Origin of the sequence: Aeromonas sp. 603757 (assembly GCF_049171255.1) — a bacterium.
GTDB lineage: Bacteria > Pseudomonadota > Gammaproteobacteria > Enterobacterales > Aeromonadaceae > Aeromonas > Aeromonas veronii_A.
Genome location: NZ_JAAKOE010000005.1, coordinates 197,733 through 218,175, shown reverse-complemented (window position 1 = coordinate 218,175; position 20,443 = coordinate 197,733). Strand labels below are relative to the sequence as shown.

Annotated in this window: 15 protein-coding genes; 5 read left to right on the top strand and 10 right to left on the bottom strand. The window is 60.6% G+C overall.

The genetic code is table 11. From position 1 onward, the window contains the following. Positions 1–35: 35 nt before the first annotated feature. Positions 36–479 carry a PliI family lysozyme inhibitor of I-type lysozyme gene (locus G5332_RS07200; protein WP_101530656.1) on the top strand — a complete coding sequence of 148 codons (444 nt, stop codon included), beginning with the start codon at positions 36–38 and terminating at the stop codon, positions 477–479. 76 nt (positions 480–555) lie between these two features. Here G5332_RS07200 and pdxY read toward each other — a convergent pair whose 3' ends face one another. The 6 genes from pdxY to G5332_RS07170 form a co-directional block, all read right to left on the bottom strand. Beyond that, complete coding sequence (gene pdxY, locus G5332_RS07195; protein WP_421311196.1) at positions 556–1,416, bottom strand: pyridoxal kinase PdxY; 861 nt, start codon at positions 1,414–1,416, stop codon at positions 556–558. Between the two features lie 93 nt (positions 1,417–1,509). Continuing rightward, positions 1,510–3,642: a lysine decarboxylase CadA gene (locus G5332_RS07190; protein WP_236347354.1), complete on the bottom strand. Its 2,133-nt coding sequence runs from the start codon at positions 3,640–3,642 to the stop codon at positions 1,510–1,512. Between the two features lie 77 nt (positions 3,643–3,719). Beyond that, complete coding sequence (gene cadB, locus G5332_RS07185; protein ID WP_005338486.1) at positions 3,720–5,054, bottom strand: cadaverine/lysine antiporter; 1,335 nt, start codon at positions 5,052–5,054, stop codon at positions 3,720–3,722. 747 nt (positions 5,055–5,801) lie between these two features. Then, entirely contained in the window at positions 5,802–7,355 is a 1,554-nt protein-coding gene (cadC, locus tag G5332_RS07180; protein ID WP_158111218.1) for a lysine decarboxylation/transport transcriptional activator CadC, read from the bottom strand. A 392-nt stretch (positions 7,356–7,747) separates the two neighbouring features. After that, positions 7,748–9,028 carry an L-methionine/branched-chain amino acid transporter gene (gene yjeH, locus G5332_RS07175; protein WP_158111217.1) on the bottom strand — a complete coding sequence of 427 codons (1,281 nt, stop codon included), beginning with the start codon at positions 9,026–9,028 and terminating at the stop codon, positions 7,748–7,750. A 101-nt stretch (positions 9,029–9,129) separates the two neighbouring features. Then, positions 9,130–10,029, bottom strand: coding sequence for a LysR family transcriptional regulator (locus G5332_RS07170; RefSeq protein WP_227342119.1), 900 nt, complete (start codon positions 10,027–10,029; stop codon positions 9,130–9,132). Between the two features lie 155 nt (positions 10,030–10,184). On the opposite strand from G5332_RS07170, the gene G5332_RS07165 reads away from it, so the two are divergent. Continuing rightward, positions 10,185–11,213, top strand: coding sequence for an MBL fold metallo-hydrolase (locus G5332_RS07165; protein WP_216949498.1), 1,029 nt, complete (start codon positions 10,185–10,187; stop codon positions 11,211–11,213). Between the two features lie 66 nt (positions 11,214–11,279). Here G5332_RS07165 and G5332_RS07160 read toward each other — a convergent pair whose 3' ends face one another. After that, complete coding sequence (locus G5332_RS07160) at positions 11,280–12,572, bottom strand: HAAAP family serine/threonine permease (RefSeq protein WP_005338498.1); 1,293 nt, start codon at positions 12,570–12,572, stop codon at positions 11,280–11,282. Positions 12,573–13,070: 498 nt separating this feature from the next. On the opposite strand from G5332_RS07160, the gene G5332_RS07155 reads away from it, so the two are divergent. Beyond that, the gene (locus G5332_RS07155) at positions 13,071–14,009 is read left to right on the top strand and encodes a LysR family transcriptional regulator (protein WP_064338523.1); all 939 of its coding nucleotides are present in this window, start codon (positions 13,071–13,073) and stop codon (positions 14,007–14,009) included. A 73-nt stretch (positions 14,010–14,082) separates the two neighbouring features. Further along, entirely contained in the window at positions 14,083–15,495 is a 1,413-nt protein-coding gene (locus tag G5332_RS07150; RefSeq protein ID WP_076492884.1) for an MATE family efflux transporter, read from the top strand. A 114-nt stretch (positions 15,496–15,609) separates the two neighbouring features. On the opposite strand, the gene alsS is transcribed toward G5332_RS07150, so the two are convergent. Continuing rightward, positions 15,610–17,280 (bottom strand): acetolactate synthase AlsS, encoded by a 1,671-nt coding sequence (gene alsS, locus G5332_RS07145; RefSeq protein ID WP_227342117.1) that lies wholly within the window; start codon positions 17,278–17,280, stop codon positions 15,610–15,612. 18 nt (positions 17,281–17,298) lie between these two features. Next, on the bottom strand, positions 17,299–18,093 hold the full coding sequence (budA, locus tag G5332_RS07140) for an acetolactate decarboxylase (protein WP_227342115.1): 795 nt from the start codon (positions 18,091–18,093) through the stop codon (positions 17,299–17,301). A 108-nt stretch (positions 18,094–18,201) separates the two neighbouring features. Here budA and G5332_RS07135 point away from each other — a divergent pair, with 108 nt between their 5' ends. Further along, the gene (locus G5332_RS07135; protein ID WP_124929994.1) at positions 18,202–19,137 is read left to right on the top strand and encodes a LysR family transcriptional regulator; all 936 of its coding nucleotides are present in this window, start codon (positions 18,202–18,204) and stop codon (positions 19,135–19,137) included. A gap of 42 nt (positions 19,138–19,179) precedes the next feature. Here the strand turns inward: G5332_RS07135 and tyrS are convergent, their stop codons facing one another. Beyond that, complete coding sequence (gene tyrS, locus G5332_RS07130) at positions 19,180–20,379, bottom strand: tyrosine--tRNA ligase (protein ID WP_005347884.1); 1,200 nt, start codon at positions 20,377–20,379, stop codon at positions 19,180–19,182. Positions 20,380–20,443 lie beyond the last annotated feature (64 nt).

Sequence of the window (20,443 nt, the reverse complement as noted above, 5' to 3'; positions counted from 1 at the left end):
GAGCCCGCACTCAAGAGACAGCAAGAGGTTGCAAGATGAACAGAGCATTGATGATGGCAGGGCTGCTGACCCTGCCGCTGGCGGCACAAGCACAAGCCGAAGAGGGATTTAGCAAGCAACTGACCCTCCCCTCCGGGCAGGTGATCCGGGTAGCGCAGGGGGTCGGTGAACCCGCCTCCATCGGCAGCTATGACGTGCGACTCTATTCGGGTCAGAACGCCCAATTTCCACTGGATGAGTTTCAGGATGGCAAGGTGATGGCCCGTAACGGCTTTATCCGGGAGCTGAAACTGGTCGATTTGAATGGCGACAAGCAGCCCGAGCTGGTGGTCATCATCGAGAGCGCCGGCAGCGGCAGCTATCAGGATGCCGATGCCTACACCGTCAGCCCGCAAGGGGAGCTGGAGATCTTCAATCAGGTCAAGGAGCTGGAGCCCAAAGAGGATGTGGTCAAGGCGCTCAAAAGCCCGCAGGACTAAGCCCTCTCCCCGAATCTGAAATATAAAAAGCCCTGATGATCAGGGCTTTGTTGTTTCTGCTGTTGACGCAAATAGCCTAGAGGCGGGTCGCCCGAATGGAGACCTGCGGCAGCGCCATCTCGTGCTGGGCCGCCACCAGTTGCAGCTCGTAGGCCCCCGCCAGCCAGGTACGAGCCAGCACCGCATCCACGCTGGCGTTGGTAAGTTCGAACGCCGCTACCGGGGTACAACCGGCCAGCAGATTGGCCAGCATGGTGGCGCTCAGCAGATCCCCCACCCCGATGGGGTGGCGAGCAAAAGGGTAGAGCGGGCGGGATAGATGAAAATCCCCCTCCTCGCACACCAGCAGCATTTCGAAGCGGTCCATGGCAAAGCCGGCCTTGCCCAGATGTTTGACCATCACCAGCTTGACCCCTTGCGCGCGCAACTGCTGGCACGCCTCGATGGCCTCCGGCACATTGCGGATATCGCGGCCGGTGAGCTGTTCCAGCTCCAGCAGATTGGGGGCCAGCATATCGGCACAGGCCAGTGCCCGGTTTTTCAGAAAATCGGCGACGCCGGGTGCCACTATGCACCCCTTGTCGGGATGACCCATCACGGGGTCACAAAAGTAGAGGGCGGCCGGATTGAGCGCCTTGAGCCGGGCCACAGCAGCCAGGATCTCCTCCCCCTGTTCGGCCGAGCCGAGGTAGCCGCTCAGCAGCGCATCGCACTCGGCCAGCACGCCGATCTCCGCCAGGCCGTTTACCAGCTGACGGATATGACCGCCGGGCATCACCATCCCCTGCCAGCCTTCGCGGTATTGGGTGTGGTTGGAGAACTGCACCGTGTTCATCGGCCACACCTCGATCCCGAGGCGACGCATGGGAAAAACGGCGGCGCTGTTGCCGGCACAGCCAAAGACTACGTGGGATTGAATGGAGAGCACTCGCTTCATGGTTGGCGACTCACGCAATAAGAACAGGAATTCCGGAGGGAAAAACGGGCCTTGCGGCCCGTTGTTGTCACTTTCGACTGTTGTCACTGTCGATTAACGCAGCACCTTGACGGTGTAGCTGCCATCGGCCTGACGATAGAGGCCGTGGATGTCGGTCTCGAAGCCCGGGTAGTGGGCACCGATCTCGCACAGCATCTCGAGGAACTCGAGCACCGGCAGAGAATCCTGGGTCACCATCTCGCCCGGTAGTACCAACGGAACTCCCGGCGGGTACGGCAGGATCATGTTGGCGCTGATGCGGTCAACCATGTCACGCAACGGCACCTCTTCCAGATTGCCCGCCAGCTCTTGCTGCCATGCAGCATGCGGGGTCATCTTCATCTCCGGCAGCACATCGAACGCCTTGAACATCAGCTCCGGCAGACGGTACTTGCAGGTCAGATCGTGGATGCTCTGGGCCAACTCCTGAATGCGCATCCCTTCGTAGAAGCTCGGGTCTTCACGATAGAGGCTCGGCAGGATGTTCTTGATGGTCAGGTTAAGGTCATAACCACGCTTGAACTCGGTCAGGGCGCGCAGCAGTTGCATCGCCTTGGACTGATCGATACCGATGGAGAAGAGGAACAGCATGTTGTAAGGGCCGGTCTTCTCGACCACGATGCCGCGCTCGTCCAGGAACTTGGAGACCAGAGAGGCAGGGATGCCCTTCTCCAGCAGCTGGCCATCACGACCCATACCCGGAGTCAGCAGGGTAACCTTGATCGGATCCAGGTACATGTGGTTGTCATCGATGTCCTTGAAGCCGTGCCAGTCATCTTTCGGATCCAGCTTCCAGCACTCGACGGTGTCGATGTTGTCCGGCTGCCATACGTCGAAGAACCAGCCTTCGCTCTGATCACGCAGACGCTTGATCTCTTTGCGGAAGGAGATGGCGCGATCGATGGAGTCCTTGATCAGACGCTTGCCGGTGTTGCCACGCATCATGGCAGCAGAGATCTCGGTAGAGGCCACGATGCCGTACTGCGGCGAGGTGGAGGTGTGCATCATGAAGGCTTCGTTGAAGGTCTCTTCCTCCACGTCACCCTTGATGTGGATCATCGAGGCCTGGGAGAAGGCCGCCAGCAGCTTGTGGGTGGACTGGGTTTCGTAGAACACCTTGCCCGGCATGGCTTCGCCGCTCATGCCGCACTTGCCTTCATAGATCGGGCTGAAGTTGGTGTAAGGCACCCAGGCACTGTCGAAATGGATGTACGGAGTATCCAGCGCTTCCTTGATGAAGCCGGTGTTGTAGAGCAGGCCATCATAGGTGGAGTTGGTGACCACGGCGTAACGGGGAGCCTGAGCACCCGGTGTCGCGGCAACCTTGGCAGCGATGGTATCACGGCTGAATTCGCTCTGCGGGATACCACCCAGAATGCCGTAGGCGTTGCGGGTCGGACGGAAGTAGATCGGCGTCACGTCGTTCATCATCATCAGGTGAGTGAGCGACTTGTGGCAGTTGCGGTCAACCAGCACAGTGCTGCCGGCCGGCGCTGAGTACATGCCGACGATCTTGTTGGCAGTGGAGGTGCCGTTGGTAACGATGTAGGAGCGATCGGCGTTGAAGGTACGGGCGATGTACTCTTCGGCTTCCTTGTGCGGACCTGAGTGATCCAGCAGGGAGCCCAGCTCCGGCATGGAGATGGATACGTCAGCCTTGAACGCGTTCGGGCCGTAGAAGTCATAGAAGATGCTGCCGGCCGGGCTCATCTGGAAGGCGGTACCGCCCATGTGACCCGGAGTACAGAAGGTGTATTTACCCTCTTCTACATACTTGAACAGTGCCTTGGTGAACGGCGGCAGGATGGCGTCCTGATACTCCTGAGTGGCCTGACCCATCTTGAGGGCGATGTCATCGGCCATGCCAAGACGGTACTCGAAGAAGTGCACGTTCAGACGCAGGTCGGTCAGGTGAATGTCCAGAGTGGACTGGTCGTTGGCAAAGGCGAAGATCGGCAGCTTCTCGTTGCGATCGTGGATCTCCTTGCACAGGCCCAGAGAGTATTTGTCCCAATCGAAGATGGCGCCGCAAACGCGGGGGTTCTTCTCGATCAGTTTCAGCAGGTCGGCCACATCGACCGGATAAACAACCTCGAAACCCTTGCGCTCGAGGGAGGCTTGCAGCTGGCGAATGGGTTCTTCTTTAAAGAAAACGCCCAGGTGGTTGAGGATGGCAATGATATTCATCGTAATGCTCCACACGTAAAGGGGCGCTCTCCATCAGGGATGGTGAGTGAAGAGCGCTCGGAAGATAAAAGGGGGAATTAGTTGCTGGGCTGTTCGCTCAGCAGGGCGTCGTGCTGACGCAGACCCTGTTTTTTGGCGTAGAACATCAGGATGATGAGCGACACCACGAAGGTAGCGGTAAGGTTGGAACCCTTGGCACCCATCAGGGCCACCAGACAGAAGACACAGGCCACACCGGAGAAGATCATGGCGCCGATGCTGCGGGAGGTCATGCCCTCAAAGCGGATCAGGTTAATGCTGGAGTAGAAGTAGGGCAGCATGGTCAGCAGCACCGCATCTGTGGTCAGCACGTTGAAGAGATCGGCAGCGTGGGCGGACTGGGATGTGAAGGCGGTCAGGCCAACCATCAGGGCAGTCATCTTGAGGGAGCCCAGGATCAGACCCTTCTTGGCCACGCCGTTCTTGTCCACTTCACCGTAGATTTTCGGGAAGTTGCCGTCGTTGGCGGCACGCTTGCCCGCCTCGCCCACCAGCATCATCCAGGAACCGAGCGAGGTGAAGCAGGCCAGGGCGGTGAAGGCAGAGACGAATGGTGCAGACCAGCTACCGAAGATGGCGGAAGAGGCCATGGCAAACGGGGCGCCGGAAGCAGCCACTTCACCGGCCGGGAACATGCCGCTGATCACCTGGGTAGAGAGGATGTAGATAACACCCGCGATACCGGTACCCAGCATGGTAGCGAGCGGTACGGTGCGCTTGGGGTTCTTCACCATGCCGGAAGAGACGGCGGCAGATTCAACACCGACGAAGGACCAGAGGCAGATCAGCACGGCGCTGATGACCGCATGCAGATCGCTGCCGCTGGTGGTATTCCAGTTCTGGCTGTAGACAGTGGCATCAAAATGACCCCAGCCCATCACCGCAGTACCGACAACCGGCAGCAGGATCAGCACCAGACCCAGGGTACAGAGTCGGCTCACCCAGCTACCGCCAAGCAGGTTGACGAAGGTGAAGATCCAGACGGCAGCGATGGTGGCTGCGGCGGCCGGAATTGGGCTATTGAGAATGGGGAAGAAGACCGAGAGGTAGGAGACGCCGGTAATGGCGATTGCCAGGTTACCGATCCAGTTGGCGTGGTAATAAAGCACACCGGTCTGGAAACCGAACACCGGAGAGATCTCGCCAGCGTAAGCAATGGGGCCACCCTCTTGCGGGTTCTTGGTAGCAAGGCGGGCGAAGACGAAGGCGAGGCCCATGGCGCCTACCAGACAGATTGCCCAGCTAAAGACAGAGATGGAGCCGATGGTGGCCAGTGCCGAAGGCAGCAGCGCGATGCCACTCCCCATCATGTTGCCGGCCACCACACCTGTACAGGCGATAAGGCCAATCTTCTTGCTCGTATCGAGGGACATAAGATCTCCGGTTCTATAAAAGGTCGGGTCGTCACATACACATTTGGCGGAACGCCCCGCCAAAGAATGGGCACAGACTAGGCCTCTCATCCCCGGAAAACATAAAGACCAGCTAACGGATAAAAATATGAGACAACTTTTTTCGCCGCCTCGTCACTTTTGATAAAAACCATTTAAAAACAGTACATTGACATCACATTACACAGCCGTCTTGATAAAACCTTGATATCCTTCTGCCCCATTCTTGCCCCTTGATAACCCCCTTATCTCGCCGTCTTGATATTTTTGGCCAGATAAACCCGGGATAAAGCAGCTCCCATTGCGCCCCCTCCCCTTGTAACCATCCGAACGCCCAGCTGACCATCACCCTGAGTGGCCGCTCACCTCCTGCTTTCCCCTTCGCTCGGCTCATCACAATCCAAACTCAGAGGTAAAGCACAACGGCGATAACCGGTCAGCAATGAGAAATGGGTCGTGACGGACAGCTTATCCCGCCGCCAACCATGAGCAGATGTCACAAGCTGTGTGCGCGGCGTGAAGCCGAACAAACGCGAGTGCCGCGAATGCCGCGGGCAAGACAAAGGCAAGTGGGGAGCTGCGGGGGATAAATCGGGCCGCACCAGAGCGACTATCCCCAGTGGCAAAGAAGCAGGATTGAGACAAGCAGAAACCGCACAGGCCGCCCGAAGGCAGCCTGTGGATGAGGTCGGCAACCGCGCCGACCGGGGGAAAACCAACACTGCGGTGTTAGAAGAGCTTCACCTTGCTCTGGCCCAGCGCATTGAACAGAGCCGGAGTGAGGCTCTCCATATTGCTGTAGAAACCGAGCTGCTGGCAGAGCAGATAGGTCTGCTCGGTCGCCTCCATCAGGAAGGCCTGACTGTAGGCATCCCCCGCCGCCTCGGGACGACCGTCCAGCTCCGCCAGCTTGCCCTGCAGTATGTAATAGAGCACCGAGCGGCCGCGACTCGCCGCCTTCTCCAGCAGATAGTTGGCCTGCTGTTGCTGGCCGTTGAGGATCGCCTGCAGGGTCAACGCCTCCCACACCCGGGCTGGCAGGGCGCCGCTGTTTTGCACCACGCTGGCGAGATGGGTGCCAATCCCCTGCAACCGCTCGCTCTCGGATTTGCCCGCCAGGGTGGCCAGCGCCTCGCCCGCCAGATAGCGCTCCGCCAACAGCAGCGGCTGATCCGGATGGGCAATCAGCGCCTGCTCCAGTAGATCGATGCCGCGCTTGAGGGCGACCGGATCCCGGCTGTTGATGTAGTACTGCGCCTCCATCATCGCCATCAGGGAGGCATCATCGGTCGGCCAGCCCATCCCCGGCTCGGCATCGGGTTGGTCGAGGGCGCGCAGCAGATCCTGGCTGCTCGCCTGCAACACGCCGTGCACACTGTGGCGACTGAGCTGGTACTGATGGCTGAACAGCACCCGGTTGGTGTTGATATTGCGATACTCCAGATCGAGATAGGTGCCGCGCGGCTGGCGGGTGACCCGCACACTCAGCTCCTTGCCAGGCATGATGCCCCCCATCAGAGTGGTGGCACCGTACTGCACCCGCAGCGGCGTAGCCACCGCCACCTCCCCCATCAGGGCTCGGGTAATGCCATCGGCGAGGCGCACGTTCTCGTTGTTGTCATCCATGCCGGAGTGGAAGCGGAACACCAGCAGATTGGGATCCAGCATGGCATGCACCTGGGGACTGGTGTGCTGGTAGCTGAGCATGCTGACAATAGCGATCAGCACGATGGCAACGAAGATATCGAAACTCACCATCTTCCAGCGGCTGCGAGCATCCTTGGCATGGGTGGAGATGGCGCGGGTCAGGGGCCCGGCGGGAAAAGGGGCGACATTGGGCTGTGCATCATCATCTTGATCAGCCGCGGGCGGGCTCAGATCGGAGAGCGTCGGGTTGTCGGAGAGAGCGGTATTGACCGCGGGCACGGGTTGCTCGTCCGCCATCACCACGGAAACCACCTGCAGCGGCCGCACCGGTGCCACCAGCTTGTAGCCGCGCTTGGGTACGGTGACGATATAGTCGGTCGCATCGGTGCGACCATCTTTGAGGATCTTGCGCAGTTCGAAGATGGACTGGGTCACAACCTGATCGGTCACCTCGGCGCCATCCCACACCTCGTTGATCAGGGCATCGCGGCCAAACACGGTGCCGGCATTATGGGCAAGAAACCGCAACAGATTGACCAGTCTGGGTTCGAGGTAGACCTCGCGGTCGGGGCGACACAACATGTTGTCGTCAACGCTCAGGGTCCAGTCGTGGATCTCAAAAACCGATTCGCTCATGATTCACTCGCTGCAGATGGTGACAATGCACGATGAGAGAGACGCAAAACCCGGGCTGACTGAACGGAACAAGGCGCTATCACCACAGGTGACAGATAAAAAGAGAACCGAAGCAATCACATCTCTGAGAGTCAGTCTGGCCAGGCCATCCTGTTTACGTCTGAAGGGCATCCTTGCGGGCATTCCGACCACCGGGATCGGAAGGGATCACTTTAAGCAAAACGGGAGCTGGATCCCACTTTTTTTGGCTATAAATCGCCGTTGAGTTGATCCGACACCGCACTTTTCAGCAAATAGCGTGCCAACTGGTATTCATATGAACATCCCATATGCCGCAATCAAAAAGCCCTGAACATCAGGGCTTTCTCATTTCTTCGACCATCGGGGAGACGTTACTTCGCCAGCGGGAGCGCATCCTGCTGACGACTGCGGCGCAGATGACGCCGCCACAACGAGAAGCCGCCGTAGCCAAGACTCAGCACCACCGCATAGAGCACCTGAGTGGCGAGCGCCACCAGCACCAGAGCACAGAGCAGCACGCTCACCCCCGCCAGCCCCTTGCCCACCCCGCCAAGCAGACGCCAGCCCGCCGCCATGCAGAGCAGGTAGACCAGCACGAAGTTGCCGTTGGCGTAGCGGATCAGCTCATCGAGCGGCAGTCGCAACCAGATGATGAGGGTGATGCAGAGCAGGCAGATGGCAAGCACCAGACCGAGCGCCCGCAGCGGCGCGCCGCGCGCGGTGAGCACGGCCAGCGAGGGGGGCAACTTGCCTTCCCGCGCCATGCTCCAGATCAGCCGGGCAAAACCCTGAATGTAGATGTTGATGCTGGCAAAACAGGAGAGGTAGCCGAGCACCGCCACCAGCCACTTGGCGGTGGGGCCGAACAGCAGCGCCAGCAGGGAGGGGATGGCGGTGGCGTTTTTCGCCTCATCGCCGTAGAGGCCATATTTGAGCACCACCAGCGAGTGCACCCAGTAGATAAGCCCCGCCAGCAGCACCCCGCCGAGCAGGGCGATGGGGTAGTCCCGCTCCGGCCGCTTGAACTCCTCACCCATATGGGCGAAGGCTTCCAGCCCGACGAAACACCAGAACATCACCGCCAGCGCAGTGGCCATAGGAGGCCACTCATCCGCGCTCGGCAGCGGCCGTGCCGCATCGCGCCAGCTCACCTCCCCCTTGAACCAGATCAGCAGGGTGAGCCCCAAAATGGCGAGCGCAATCAGCAGTTGCAGATTGCCGGAGGAGCGCGCCCCGCGCAGCCCCAGCAGGAATACCCCGAGCAGGGTCAGCAGCTGGATGGCCCAGAGGGTCCACTCCCCCATCTCGAACAGGGCGTGCCAGAAGCCGGCGGCAATCATCAGGGCGGCAGGCAGCCCCACCGGCAGCACCGCCAGAAACAGGAAGGCGGAGAAGCGCTCGGCGCCGTTGCCAAAGGCGAGGCCAATCAGGTGCGGCGCGCCGCCCGCATGGGGATAGCGACGGCCGAGGCGAGCGAAGGTAAAGGCGATGGGCAGCACCAGCGCAATCAGCAGCAACCAGGCCCAGAGCGAGGCCCCGCCCGCCAGCGAGGCGGCAGTCGCCGGTACCACGAAGATCCCGGTGCCGAGCAGCGAGGTGGCGAGCAGCCCCATCCCCTGCCAGAGCCCGAGATCCTTTTTCAACCCAGACATATCCTTTTGTCCCGACTAGAAAAACATCCCGCCATGTTAGGCCTGCTCCGCCCCTTTGTTAAGCACGATGGTTAAGCGTGGCGGCGAAAATATGCAGCCTTTTATTCAGGCTCGGACTCAGCTTGCAGAGATTCGGCCAGAAAATCCCCCAGCAGGGTGATCTTGAGCACCTGCCGCCGCGCCGCCGGATAGATGAAGTAGAGGGTCTTGGCCGGGCTCTGATAGCGACCAAGCAGCGGCAGCAGACGCCCCGCAGCGATATGCTCACGCACCTGTTCGGCGGGCTGCAAGGTGATGCCAGCCCCCGAGAGCGCAGCCGTCAACAAGGCTGGCCAGTGATTGATGCGCAGGCGCGAGGCTACCCGCACCTCCTCGCTCTGACCATCGCCCCCGACAAACTGCCAGCGCTCGTGCTCCCCCCAGTTGCCGTGCAGGCACTGGTGGCGAGCGAGATCGGCCGGATGACGGGGTACGCCGTGGCGATTGAGGTAGTCGGGGGCCGCGCAGAGACGGTAGTGCTGGGTCAGCAGCGGACGGGCAATGAATGCCTCATCCTGCGGGCGCAGGGTGCGAATGGCGGCATCGAATCCCTCCTCCACCAGATCGACCCAGCGGGGGGTGAGCTGCAGATCCAGATCCAGCTTGGGGTAGCGGTCGAGAAAAGCGGGCAGCAGCGGCACCAGCCGGTGGTGGCCAAAGCTGAGGGGAGCGGCGATGCGCAGCCGTCCGGCCGGCTCGGCCAGCAGGTTCTGGGTGAGCGACTCGGTCAGTGCCAGCTCCTCCAGTACCCGCTGGCAGCGAGCGAGAAAAAGCTGGCCCAGCTCTGTCAGGGTCTGCTGGCGGGTGGTCTTGTGAAACAGCTTGCCCCCCAGCCACTGCTCCAGTCCCAGCACATGCTTGCCCACCATCTGGGCGCTGATCCCCTCTTCGCTCGCCACCGCGCTGTAGGAGCCGAGATCCACCACCCGGATGAAGATACGCATGCTGGTCAATCGGTCCACAACCCCTCCTTTTTGCCCGTTTCAAGGCCGTTTGGCCCGCGACCAGGGCCCTGATTCACAACCAAAAGTTTAGTAAGAAATGGATTTTAGCCAATTTATTCAACTTTTAGTTACCAATACAGTGATGCCATCCCTCCCCCACAGGATAAATTCCCATGAAAAGCACCTATCTGGCCGCCCTGCTGGTCGGTCTACTGGCGAGCGGCGCCAGTCAGGCTGCCGAGAGCAGCTTTATCAGCAACCACGACCATGCCCCTGCCTCAGCAACTCAAGCCCGGCCCGATATCTTTCGGGTCAGCCTGCTCGGCACCGGCACTCCGGTGCCCCAGATCAGCCGGGGCGGCTACAGCACTCTGGTCGAGGCGGGCAACCAGAAGCTGGTGTTCGATTTTGGCCGCAACTCCGCCACTCGCCTGTGGCAGCTGCATATCCCCATCGGCCGGGTCAACGCCTTCTTCCTTACCCACTTTCACTCAGACCACACCAACGGGCTGGCGGATCTCTGGCTGACCGGCTGGCTACAACCGGCCTATGGCCAGCGCCACGCGCCGATGGAACTCTACGGCCCCAAAGGCACCACAGCTCTCGCCCGTGGCTTGCAGCAGGCCTACGCCACCGACATCGCGACCCGGGTCAAGGATGAGGGAACGCCTCTGGACGGGGTGGAGATCAACAGCCACGAGGTCACCGCCGGGGTGGTCTACAACCATGACGGGGTCAAGGTAACCGCCTTTGACAACGACCACGGGGTCAACATCAAGCCGTCATTCGGCTATCGCATCGACTATCACGGCCACAGCGTGGTGCTCTCCGGCGATACCCGCTACAGCCCCGAAGTGGTGAAGCAGGCCAAAGGGGCCGATCTGCTGGTGCACTGCGTCTCCATGACCTCTGCCGAGCAGATGAAGGCCAACCCCGGCTACAAGGCGATCGCCGGTCACCTCGCCTCCCCCGAGCAGGCGGCCCGGGTAATGAACGAAGCCAAACCGGCGCTGACCGTGTTCAGCCATATCGGCCTCAACGGCAAGATCAGGGTCAAAGATCTGGCGCAGGATCTGCGTGCCCGCTACTCGGGCCCCTTTGTCATCGGCAACGACCTGATGCAGATTGATCTGCCCACCACGGCCTCCGGCAAGGGCTACGCCCTCTGGCAGTCGGAGAATATCGACAATGCCCAATCCTGAATCCCGGCCATAAAAAAGCCGCCTCTTGCGAGGCGGCTTCTTCATTCAACTTGGTAACCGACGTTATCAGGCAATCAGCTTGTAGATGATACCGGACATGGCGATCAGGCCGATGATGGTCACGAAACCGTTGCTGATGTTGCCAGCGTATTTGCGCATGGCCGGAACCTTGGTGATGGCGTACATCGGCATCAGGAACAGCAGCATTGCGATGATCGGGCCGCCCAGGTCTTCAATCATGCCGAGGATGCTCGGGTTGATGGTGGCGATGGCCCAGGTAGTCAGGATCATGAACACGGCAGTGACTTTGTTCAGTTGCTTGGTGTCAACGTTCTTGCCCTTCTCGCGCAGCGCCTTGGCCATCAGGCCGTTCATGCCCTCTTGCGCACCCAGGTAGTGACCCAGGAAGGATTTGCTGATGGCAACCATGGCGATCAGCGGAGCCACAGTACCGATAACCGGGTTATCGAAGTGGTTGGCCAGGTAGGACAGGATGGAGATGTTCTGTTCTTTGGCAGCAGCCAGGTCAGCCGGGGAGAGGCTCAGTACGCAGCTGAATACGAAGAACATAACGGTCATCACCATCATGACGTGGGCGCCCAGCAGGATGTTGCTGCACTTCTTCTCGGCACCTTCACCGTAACGACCTTTGTTGTCCACCGCGAAGGAGGAGATGATCGGGGAGTGGTTGAAGGAGAACACCATTACCGGGATAGCCAGCCACAGGGTCTTGATGAAATCACCGTTGAAGGCGTCGGACAGGGCCGGAGCTTCAGTGATGATGGCACCGTTCCAGTGCGGGATCAGGTAGAACGCCAGACCCATCAGGGTGAGCACGAACGGGAATACCAGCACGCTCATCGCTTTGACGATAACCTGGCCGCCCAGACGAACAACCGCCATCAGACCGAGGATCAGGGCCAGTGACAGAACGGCACGGGGAGGTGCAGACATGCCCAGCTGGTGAACAATCACGCTCTCGACGGTGTTGGTAATGGCGACTGAATACATCAGCACGATCGGGTAGATGGCAAAGAAGTAGAGCAGGGTGATGAATTTGCCTGCGGTCTTGCCGAAGTGCTCTTCTACTACTTCAGTGATGTCGCCATCACGAGTAGAGCCGGACAGCACGAAGCGGGTCAGACCACGGTGAGCAAAGAAAGTCAGCGGCAGCGCCAGGATCAACATGGCAACCAGCGGCCACAGACCACCTACACCGGCGTTGATTGGCAGGAAGAGCACACCGGCACCGATCGCGGTACCGTACAGACCCAGCATCCAGACCACATCGGCCTTGTTGACGCCGCGGGAGGTGTTGCTGGCTAAACGACCATCAGCTGCAATATTCATGTCAGACATACGTTGTTCCTGTCATCTAGGAAAATGGGATTCTTGTTTGGTCGGGCCTTGGCCCGGTTCCATCTCCCTGGAACGCCTGCTGTCCGTCCTTGATATTAACCTCTCGCCCCCCGGCAACCTGGCCATCACTCCTTGTGACAACAGGATTGCAACAAACAACAGTGCGAGATTTTGACCCTGAGGGTCGGCGCCCGTCTCACTTAACAACCGATTAACGTGCGCCACTCTTGATGGGCTGACTTTAATTAAATGCCCTTATTAATCACAGCGTTTTTTTGAATTAATCAACCAAAGTTTGATTTTGGTCGCCTTTCGGACGACCAAGATCACACTCAAAGCGCCTTATTGTGAGTTTTTTTTAACAATTCAACTTAGTTTCACTGGAATCAATGGCCTGCGAGCAGCTACATATTTGCAACAAGCCACCCGTTTAGCGCGGATTGTGTGCAGCACGGCCTTGGCGTACCCTTGTGACTCACGCCTTTTTGTTGATTGATGATGACCATTACCCGTACCGATCTCGCCGAACTGGCGGTATTTGCCGCCGTCGCCCGTCACCGCAGTTTCAGCAAGGCCGCCCTCGAACTCGGGGTCTCCGCCTCCGCCCTCAGCCATAGCCTGAAGGGGCTGGAAGCCCGTCTGGGGGTGCGGCTGCTCAACCGCAGCACCCGCGCCGTGGTACCGACCGAAGCGGGCCAGCGGCTGCTCAAGCAGCTGCTCCCCACCCTCAATACTCTTGAAGAGGCGCTTTGCGAGCTAGCCCGCAACAGCGATGAACCGGTGGGTCGACTCAAACTCTGCGCCCCCCGCGGCGCCATCGACAGCCTGCTGGCACCTGTGCTGATCGACTATCTGGCCCGTTATCCGCGGATGCAGGTGGAGGTGGTGGAGCAGGAGCTGATGCCCCGGCTGATTGAAGATGGTTACGATGCCGCGCTCTTTTATGGCGATCTGCTGCCCAAGGAGATGATCGGCATCCCCCTCGGCCCGCCCCAGCGTTATCTGGTGGTGGGCTCCCCGGCCTATCTGGCGGAGCACGGTACGCCGGAGCACCCGAGCGAGCTGAGCCGCCACGCCTGCATCGGCTATCGCCTCACTCCGCACCATCACTATCGCTGGGCCTTTGCCGCCGACGGCACCATGCTGGAGATCGAAGTAACCGGGCCGCTCACCACCAGCACCCCGGCCCTCTATCTGGGCGCCGCCGAGGCTGGGTTGGGGCTCGCCTACTGTCTGGAAGAGGAGGTGAGCCAAAAAGTCGCGGAAGGGAAACTGCTCACCGTGCTGGAGCCCTGGTGCCCCACCTTTGCCGGCTTCTACCTCTTCTATCCCAGTCGGCATCAACTGGGCAGCGGCCTGCGCATCCTGATCGACATGCTCAAGGCCCACTACCAAAACCCCGGATTAATGAGTAATACTCAGCAATTCATCAAGTGAAACCCTGATTATCACCAAATAAGTATTAATCTAGACTAGCTGTTCGATAATCGAACTCCCCGAGAGAACAGATATGTCTGCCTATTTAACACTGCGGCAACGGGCCATGACCCGTCGCTTCTGGGCTTACGCCCTCCCCTCCATTCTTGCCATGCTGGTCTCGGGGGCCTACTACCTCATCGACGGCATCTTCGTCGGCCACTATGTCGGTGCCGCTGGCCTCGCCGGGATCAACCTGGTCTATCCGGTCATCATGGTGCTGATTGGTCTGGCCGCCATGATCAGCATGGGGGCCGCCACTGCCATCTCCTTCCAGCAAGGGGCGAAAAACGACAAGCTGGCCCGTCAGGCGCTGGTCAACGCCCTCTGGCTGCTGGCCGGACTCGGGGGCGTTGCGCCGGTGCTGCTCTATTACACCCACACCGATATCCTGCTGGGGCTGGGGATTGAACAGGGCACCGAGACCTGGAAACAGGCAAGCGACTACCTAACCTGGATTGGCGGCGGTACCCTGCTGCTGGCCAGCAATCTGGCGGTGCCCTATCTGCTGCGCAACGATGGCCGCCCGAAACTGGCCATGGTGCTGGTGAGCAGCGGCGCCGTGCTCAATATCATCCTCAACTACATCATGGTGGGTCGGCTGGGGCTGGGATTGATCGGGACTGCGCAAGCCACCCTGATGGCAGAGGGTGCGGTGAGCCTGATCGGCCTTGGCTACTTCTTTACCCCCTGGGCGCGGCTGCGCCTCAGCTGGCGGGATCTGGTGCCCAACCTCCCCGCCATGCCGCACCTGCTCTTTACCGGCCTGCCGAGCCTGATTGCCCAGTTCAACCTCGGCCTGCTGCTGATGCTGCACAACAGCCAGCTGATGGTGTATGGCAATGTGAAGGATCTGGCGGGTTTTACCGTTGCCGGTTACACCGAGGCGGTCTTTATCGTCATCCTGCAGGGGCTGGCGTTCGGCATTCAGCCGCTCATCAGCAAAGCGGCGGGGGCCAAGCGCCACCGCAACCTCAAGTACCTCATGGAGATGGGGCTCAAGTTCACCTTTATCTACGGCATGCTGGTGTGGCTCACCATCCAGCTGCTGCCGGGGCAGGTCGCCATGCTCTATACCGGCGACAAGGATCCCGAACTGCTGGCCGCTGCCATCAGCAGCCTGACCCTCAACCTCGGCGCCATTCCGCTGGAGGGGATCATCATGTTCGGCATAGTGCTGCTGCAATCCATGGCGCGTACCCGTCAGGCGCTGGTCATCTCCATCGCCAAAACCGTGTTGCTGCTGCCGCTCATCTTCCTGCTGCCACAACTGTGGGGTCGTGATGGGGTGCTGATGGCCCAGCCCGCGACCGTGCTGCTGCTCACCCTGCCGCTCTGCTGGCTGCTGTGGCGCGAGTGGCTGCGCCTGAAGATGGCCTGCGCGCCAAAAAACAAGCGTCGCCCGCAACCGGCCCGCGCACGCGCCGCCGTCCAGCTGGCCCGTTAAGACCACCCATCCCGCAAAACAATAAAAAACCGGCATCCCCTGATGCCGGTTTCTGCTATATGGGCGGGTCTGCCTGCCCTTACTCGAGGATTCAGGCCAGCACTGCTGCCCACACTATGCCAATACTTCTGGCCTGAGCTGGGCCATCAGCCCCGGGTTGTCGGAGTAATCCACCGGAATGGCCACCACAGCAGGCCCCTCCACCGCCAGCGCGGCCCGCAGGGTGGCGCGCAGCTCGTCGGCCGAGCGCACCGCAAACCCGGCCGCCCCGAACGATTCGGCATAGCGTTTGAAGTCGATGGGGCCAAAAGAGACGCCAGAGGTGCGACAATACTTCTGCTGCTCCTGCATCGCCACCATGTTGTAGCCGTTATCGACCCAGATGATGTGGACGATATTGCTCTTGAGCCGCACCGCCGTCTCCAGCTCCATGCTCGACTGCATAAAGCTGCCATCCCCCGATACCGAGATCACCCTCTCACCCGGCCTTACCAGCGCCGCGCCGATGGCCCACGGCAGTGCCACCCCCATGGTCTGCTGACCGTTGGAGATCAGCACCTGACGGGCGCGGAAGCTGTAGAGGTAGCGGGCAATCCAGATATGGAAGCTGCCCATGTCGACGCAGAGGGTCATGTCGTCGCGCACCAGATCCTGCAGCTCGCGCACGATACGCAAGGGGTGAACCGGATTGCCGTGCATATCATCGGCCCGCATCGCCAGTCGCAGCCGCTGCTGACGTACCCCTTGCAGCAGCCGATCCACCTCGGGGGGGCGGATTTTCGGATTGCCCATGATGCGGGTCAGCTGCAACAGGTTGGCGCGGATCGACCCCACCAGCTCGGCGGTCGGGCAGTAGCTGCTGTCGATATCGGCAGGCAGCACGTCGATATGGAGGATGCGCCGCTCCCGGTCGCCATTCCACAGCACGGGGTCGTACTCGATGGGGCTGTAGCCGATGCAGATCACCAGGTCGGCCCCTGCCAGCAGTTGATCCCCCGGCTGGTTGTTGAAGAGCCCCACCCGTCCGGCAAAGTCATCGAAGTGGCAGCTGTCCACCACCCCGGCAGCCTGATAGGTACCGGTCACCGGCAGCCGCACCTTGTCGAGGAAGGCGCGCACTGCCTCGGCATTCTCCGGCCGACTCGCCATCAGGCCGAGCAGCACCACTGGATTCTGGGCGTTGCGCAGCAGGGTCAATGCCTGCTCCATATTCTGTTCATCGGCACAGCCCGGCTCCGGCACTTCCCGAGGCACCAGCACATTGCCCTTCACCGGCTTGTTGATGATATCCATCGGCAGGCTGACAAACGCCGCCCCCGGCCGTCCCAGCTCGGCGGCGCGAAAAGCGTTGGCCATCACTTCCGAGATCGCCGCCCCGCTGTTGACCTGGGCGCTGAACTTGGTGACCGGACGGCAGAGGTTGACCGTATCCATGCTCTGATGAGTGAGCTTGAGGCCATCGGCACGGCGCACTGCACCGCCCAGCGCCACCATGGGGTCTCCCTCCGAGGTGGCAGTCGCCAACCCGGTAATGAGGTTGGAGCAGCCGGGGCCCGAGGTGACCAGCGCCACCCCCGCCTTGCCGGTCAGGCGCCCCACGGCGGCCGCCATAAAGGCGGCATTCGCCTCGTGGCGCACCACTATGGTCTCGATGGGGGAATCCTCCAGCGCATCGAACACCCGGTCAATCTTGGCACCAGGAATACCGAACACCTGCTTGACCCCTTGCGCCTCCAGATGACGAACCACCAGCTCGGCACCGCACTTCCACTGTCTGTTTTCCATGTTATTGCTCCTTGTCTATTAGCCTTCGGCGGCTTGAATGGCGCGATCGAGATCGGCGGGGGTGAGGTCGGCCTGCCGGAAAGCGGGATCCGATGGCAGGGCCAGATTGAGGTGACGCACCACCGAAAGTCGCAGGGTGCCGTGGGCCATGGTGTAGTCGAGCAGATGGCCGCCCCCCTTGCGATCGGCGGTGATCATGTGTTCGTGAAAGCCCGCCACATTGACCCCCTGCACGAACGGCGGGCAGCGAAAGCCCACCAGAGTCCCCGCTACCGCGGCAAAGCGGAACAGCGGCTGCTGCTCGATGGCCTCCAGCATGGGGCGATAGGGGGGCTCCTGACGCGGCACGGTACGAACCTTGGCCGTTTCAAACTGGCCGTCGAGGCGCAGGGCGACGAAGACGTTGTCGGAGCCCACCAGCCGATCCACCCACTGGTGGATCTCGTCACGGCTCAGGGGGTGATCGAAACGACGCTCCAGACAGGGGCGAAAATGGGTCATCACCGCAAAGGGGGTCTTCTGATCGGCGCGGGCGGGCCGAGCCGAGCCATCGGAGCGCAACTGGTGGATCTGGCGCTCGAAGGCGATCAGCTCGCCATCGAGGTGATTGAAGGTGCCGAGGCCAAAGTCGCCGTGGCGCAGCAGCTCGCTCATGGTGGTCTCCCCTTCGTAGACCCCCGCCAGCAGGGCGCTCATCAGGGAACTCTGGTAGATCTCGCCACCGTCATGCTGCCTGCGCCAGCGAGAAAACTGCTGGCTCACTTCGAGGGCACAGCTGCACCCGGCACTGTCAGATGTTGCAATATGTTCCATTCGGGTTTCACCTCCACCGTGAATCCTGTTAGCGTTCGGATCCAATGGTGACTTGGTTCACATTTCAACACCAATACGCTGATCCCATGACTTTGAGACTCAATCGATATGGAACTTCGTACGCTCCGCTACTTCATGGCCGTTGTTGAAAAGCAGAATTTCACCCGCGCAGCCGAATCACTCAACATGGCCCAGCCGCCCCTGAGCCAGCAGATCCGCAAGCTGGAGGAGACCTTGGGCACCCCGCTGCTGCGCCGTTTGACCCGCAGTGTCGAGCTGACCGAGGCGGGCGAGAGCCTCTATCGGGATGCGGCGCAGATCCTGGCGCTGGCCGATGCGGCAAAACTGAAGGTAAAGCGGATTGCCCGGGGCGAGCAGGGGGCACTGCGGATCGGCTTTGCCGGTTCCACCGTGCTCCATCCCGCGGTGCTGACCCTGCTGCACGACTATCGGGAGCGCTACCCCGAGGTGGCCCTCAGCCCGCAGGAGGGCACCATGCCGGCACTGGTGGAGGCGCTACGCAACGATCGGCTGGACGCCGCCATCTTGCGGCTGCCCTGCCGGGGTAGCGAGGGCTTTGCCCATCACCTTATCGAGCAGGAGCCGCTGCTGATCGCCCTGCCCACCAGCCACCCCAAAGCCAAGCCTGGCCCCTTGCCACTGGCCAGCCTGAAGGACGAGAGTTTTATTCTGTTTCCCCACGCCATCGGGCCCGGGCTCTATGACGGCATCGTAGGTCTCTGCCGGGAGGCGGGCTTCGAGCCGATACTGGGGCCCGAATGCCCGCAGGTGATCTCCACCGTCGGCATGGTGCAGGCGGGCTTTGGCGTAACTCTGGTGCCCAGCTCGGTGGCGGCGCTGCGCCCGCTCGGGGTCAGTTATCACCCCATTGAGGGCAACGGCATGATGACCAGCATCAGTCTGGCGACACGGCCTCACCCAGGTAGTGCCGTGCTGCGGCACTTTATCGCCCAGATCCGTGCTGCCCAGATACGACAAGGCCTCCCGAAGGAGGCCCTGTTGAACAAGCTTGAACCGGTTTGATGACCAGCTTGCCTGATGCGACGGCTTATTTGACGGTGCTGCTTATTTGACAGTCACCCGGGCAAACTTGCGCTTGCCGACCTGATAGACGGCGGTACCGGCACCGATGAGTGCCTTGCCATCTTCCAGCTTCTCGCCATCCACCTTGACCGCCCCCTGCTTGATCATCCGCAGCGCTTCGGAGGTGGTGGCCACCAGATCGGCCTCTTTCAGCAGGTTGGCAATGGCCAGACCTTCACCTTCCAGTGCCAGCTCGATTTCCGGCATCTCGTCCGGAATGGCGTTCTTGGAGAAACGCTGGGTGAAATCTTCGTGGGCAGCTTCGGCCGCCGCTTCATCGTGATAACGGGCGATGATCTCTTTGGCCAGCCAGATCTTCACGTCGCGCGGGTTGAGAGTACCGGCAGCGATGCCTGCCTTGAACTCTTCGATTTCAGCCAGCGGACGGAAGGAGAGCAGCTCGTAGTAGTTCCACATCAGATCGTCGGTGATGGACATGATCTTGCCGAACATCTCGCCCGGAGCGTCGTGAACGCCGATGTAGTTGCCTGCGGATTTGGACATCTTCTTGACGCCATCCAGACCCACCAGCAGCGGCATCATCAGCACGCACTGGGTCGCCATGCCGGCATCTTTTTGCAGCTCGCGGCCCATCAGCAGGTTGAACTTCTGGTCGGTACCGCCGAGCTCAACGTCCGCCTTCAGCGCGACCGAGTCATAGCCTTGCAGCAGCGGATAGAGGAATTCGTGAATCGCGATGGATTGGCCGCCGGTGTAGCGCTTTTTGAAGTCGTCGCGCTCCATCATGCGTGCCACGGTCTGCTTGGCCGCCAGCTTGATCATGCCGGTCGCACCCAGCTCGCTCAGCCAGGTCGAGTTGTACTCGATGCGAGTCTTGGCCGGGTCGAGGATCTTGAACGCCTGCTCGGCATAGGTGAGGGCGTTGTGCTTGATGGCCTCTTCGGAGAGCGGCGGACGGGTGGCGTTCTTGCCGGAGGGGTCACCCACCATGGCAGTGAAGTCACCGATCAGCAGGATCACTTCATGGCCCAGATCCTGGAAGGTCTTCAGCTTGTTGAGGATCACGGTATGACCCAGGTGAATGTCAGGGGCAGTCGGGTCCATACCCAACTTGATGCGCAGCGGGCGCCCTTCCTTCAACTTGGCGACAAGTTCTTCTTCAACCAGAATTTCTTCCGCTCCGCGCTTGATCTCGGCTAGCGCCACCTCGAGCTGGGACATTTTTTGACTCTCCATCACGATTCCACAGGGCCAAACATATTACTGGAATGGCGGGCCAATTGGA

Excerpts from the sequence above, each read along its gene's own strand:
- G5332_RS07200 (WP_101530656.1), top strand. The coding sequence starts at position 36 with ATGAACAGAGCATTGATGATGGCAGGGCTGCTGACCCTGCCGCTGGCG.
- pdxY (WP_421311196.1), bottom strand. The coding sequence starts at position 1,416 with ATGAAGCGAGTGCTCTCCATTCAATCCCACGTAGTCTTTGGCTGTGCC.
- G5332_RS07190 (WP_236347354.1), bottom strand. The coding sequence starts at position 3,642 with ATGAATATCATTGCCATCCTCAACCACCTGGGCGTTTTCTTTAAAGAA.
- cadB (WP_005338486.1), bottom strand. The coding sequence starts at position 5,054 with ATGTCCCTCGATACGAGCAAGAAGATTGGCCTTATCGCCTGTACAGGT.
- cadC (WP_158111218.1), bottom strand. The coding sequence starts at position 7,355 with ATGAGCGAATCGGTTTTTGAGATCCACGACTGGACCCTGAGCGTTGAC.
- yjeH (WP_158111217.1), bottom strand. The coding sequence starts at position 9,028 with ATGTCTGGGTTGAAAAAGGATCTCGGGCTCTGGCAGGGGATGGGGCTG.
- G5332_RS07165 (WP_216949498.1), top strand. The coding sequence starts at position 10,185 with ATGAAAAGCACCTATCTGGCCGCCCTGCTGGTCGGTCTACTGGCGAGC.
- G5332_RS07160 (WP_005338498.1), bottom strand. The coding sequence starts at position 12,572 with ATGTCTGACATGAATATTGCAGCTGATGGTCGTTTAGCCAGCAACACC.
- G5332_RS07155 (WP_064338523.1), top strand. The coding sequence starts at position 13,071 with ATGACCATTACCCGTACCGATCTCGCCGAACTGGCGGTATTTGCCGCC.
- G5332_RS07150 (WP_076492884.1), top strand. The coding sequence starts at position 14,083 with ATGTCTGCCTATTTAACACTGCGGCAACGGGCCATGACCCGTCGCTTC.
- alsS (WP_227342117.1), bottom strand. The coding sequence starts at position 17,280 with ATGGAAAACAGACAGTGGAAGTGCGGTGCCGAGCTGGTGGTTCGTCAT.
- budA (WP_227342115.1), bottom strand. The coding sequence starts at position 18,093 with ATGGAACATATTGCAACATCTGACAGTGCCGGGTGCAGCTGTGCCCTC.
- G5332_RS07135 (WP_124929994.1), top strand. The coding sequence starts at position 18,202 with ATGGAACTTCGTACGCTCCGCTACTTCATGGCCGTTGTTGAAAAGCAG.
- tyrS (WP_005347884.1), bottom strand. The coding sequence starts at position 20,379 with ATGTCCCAGCTCGAGGTGGCGCTAGCCGAGATCAAGCGCGGAGCGGAA.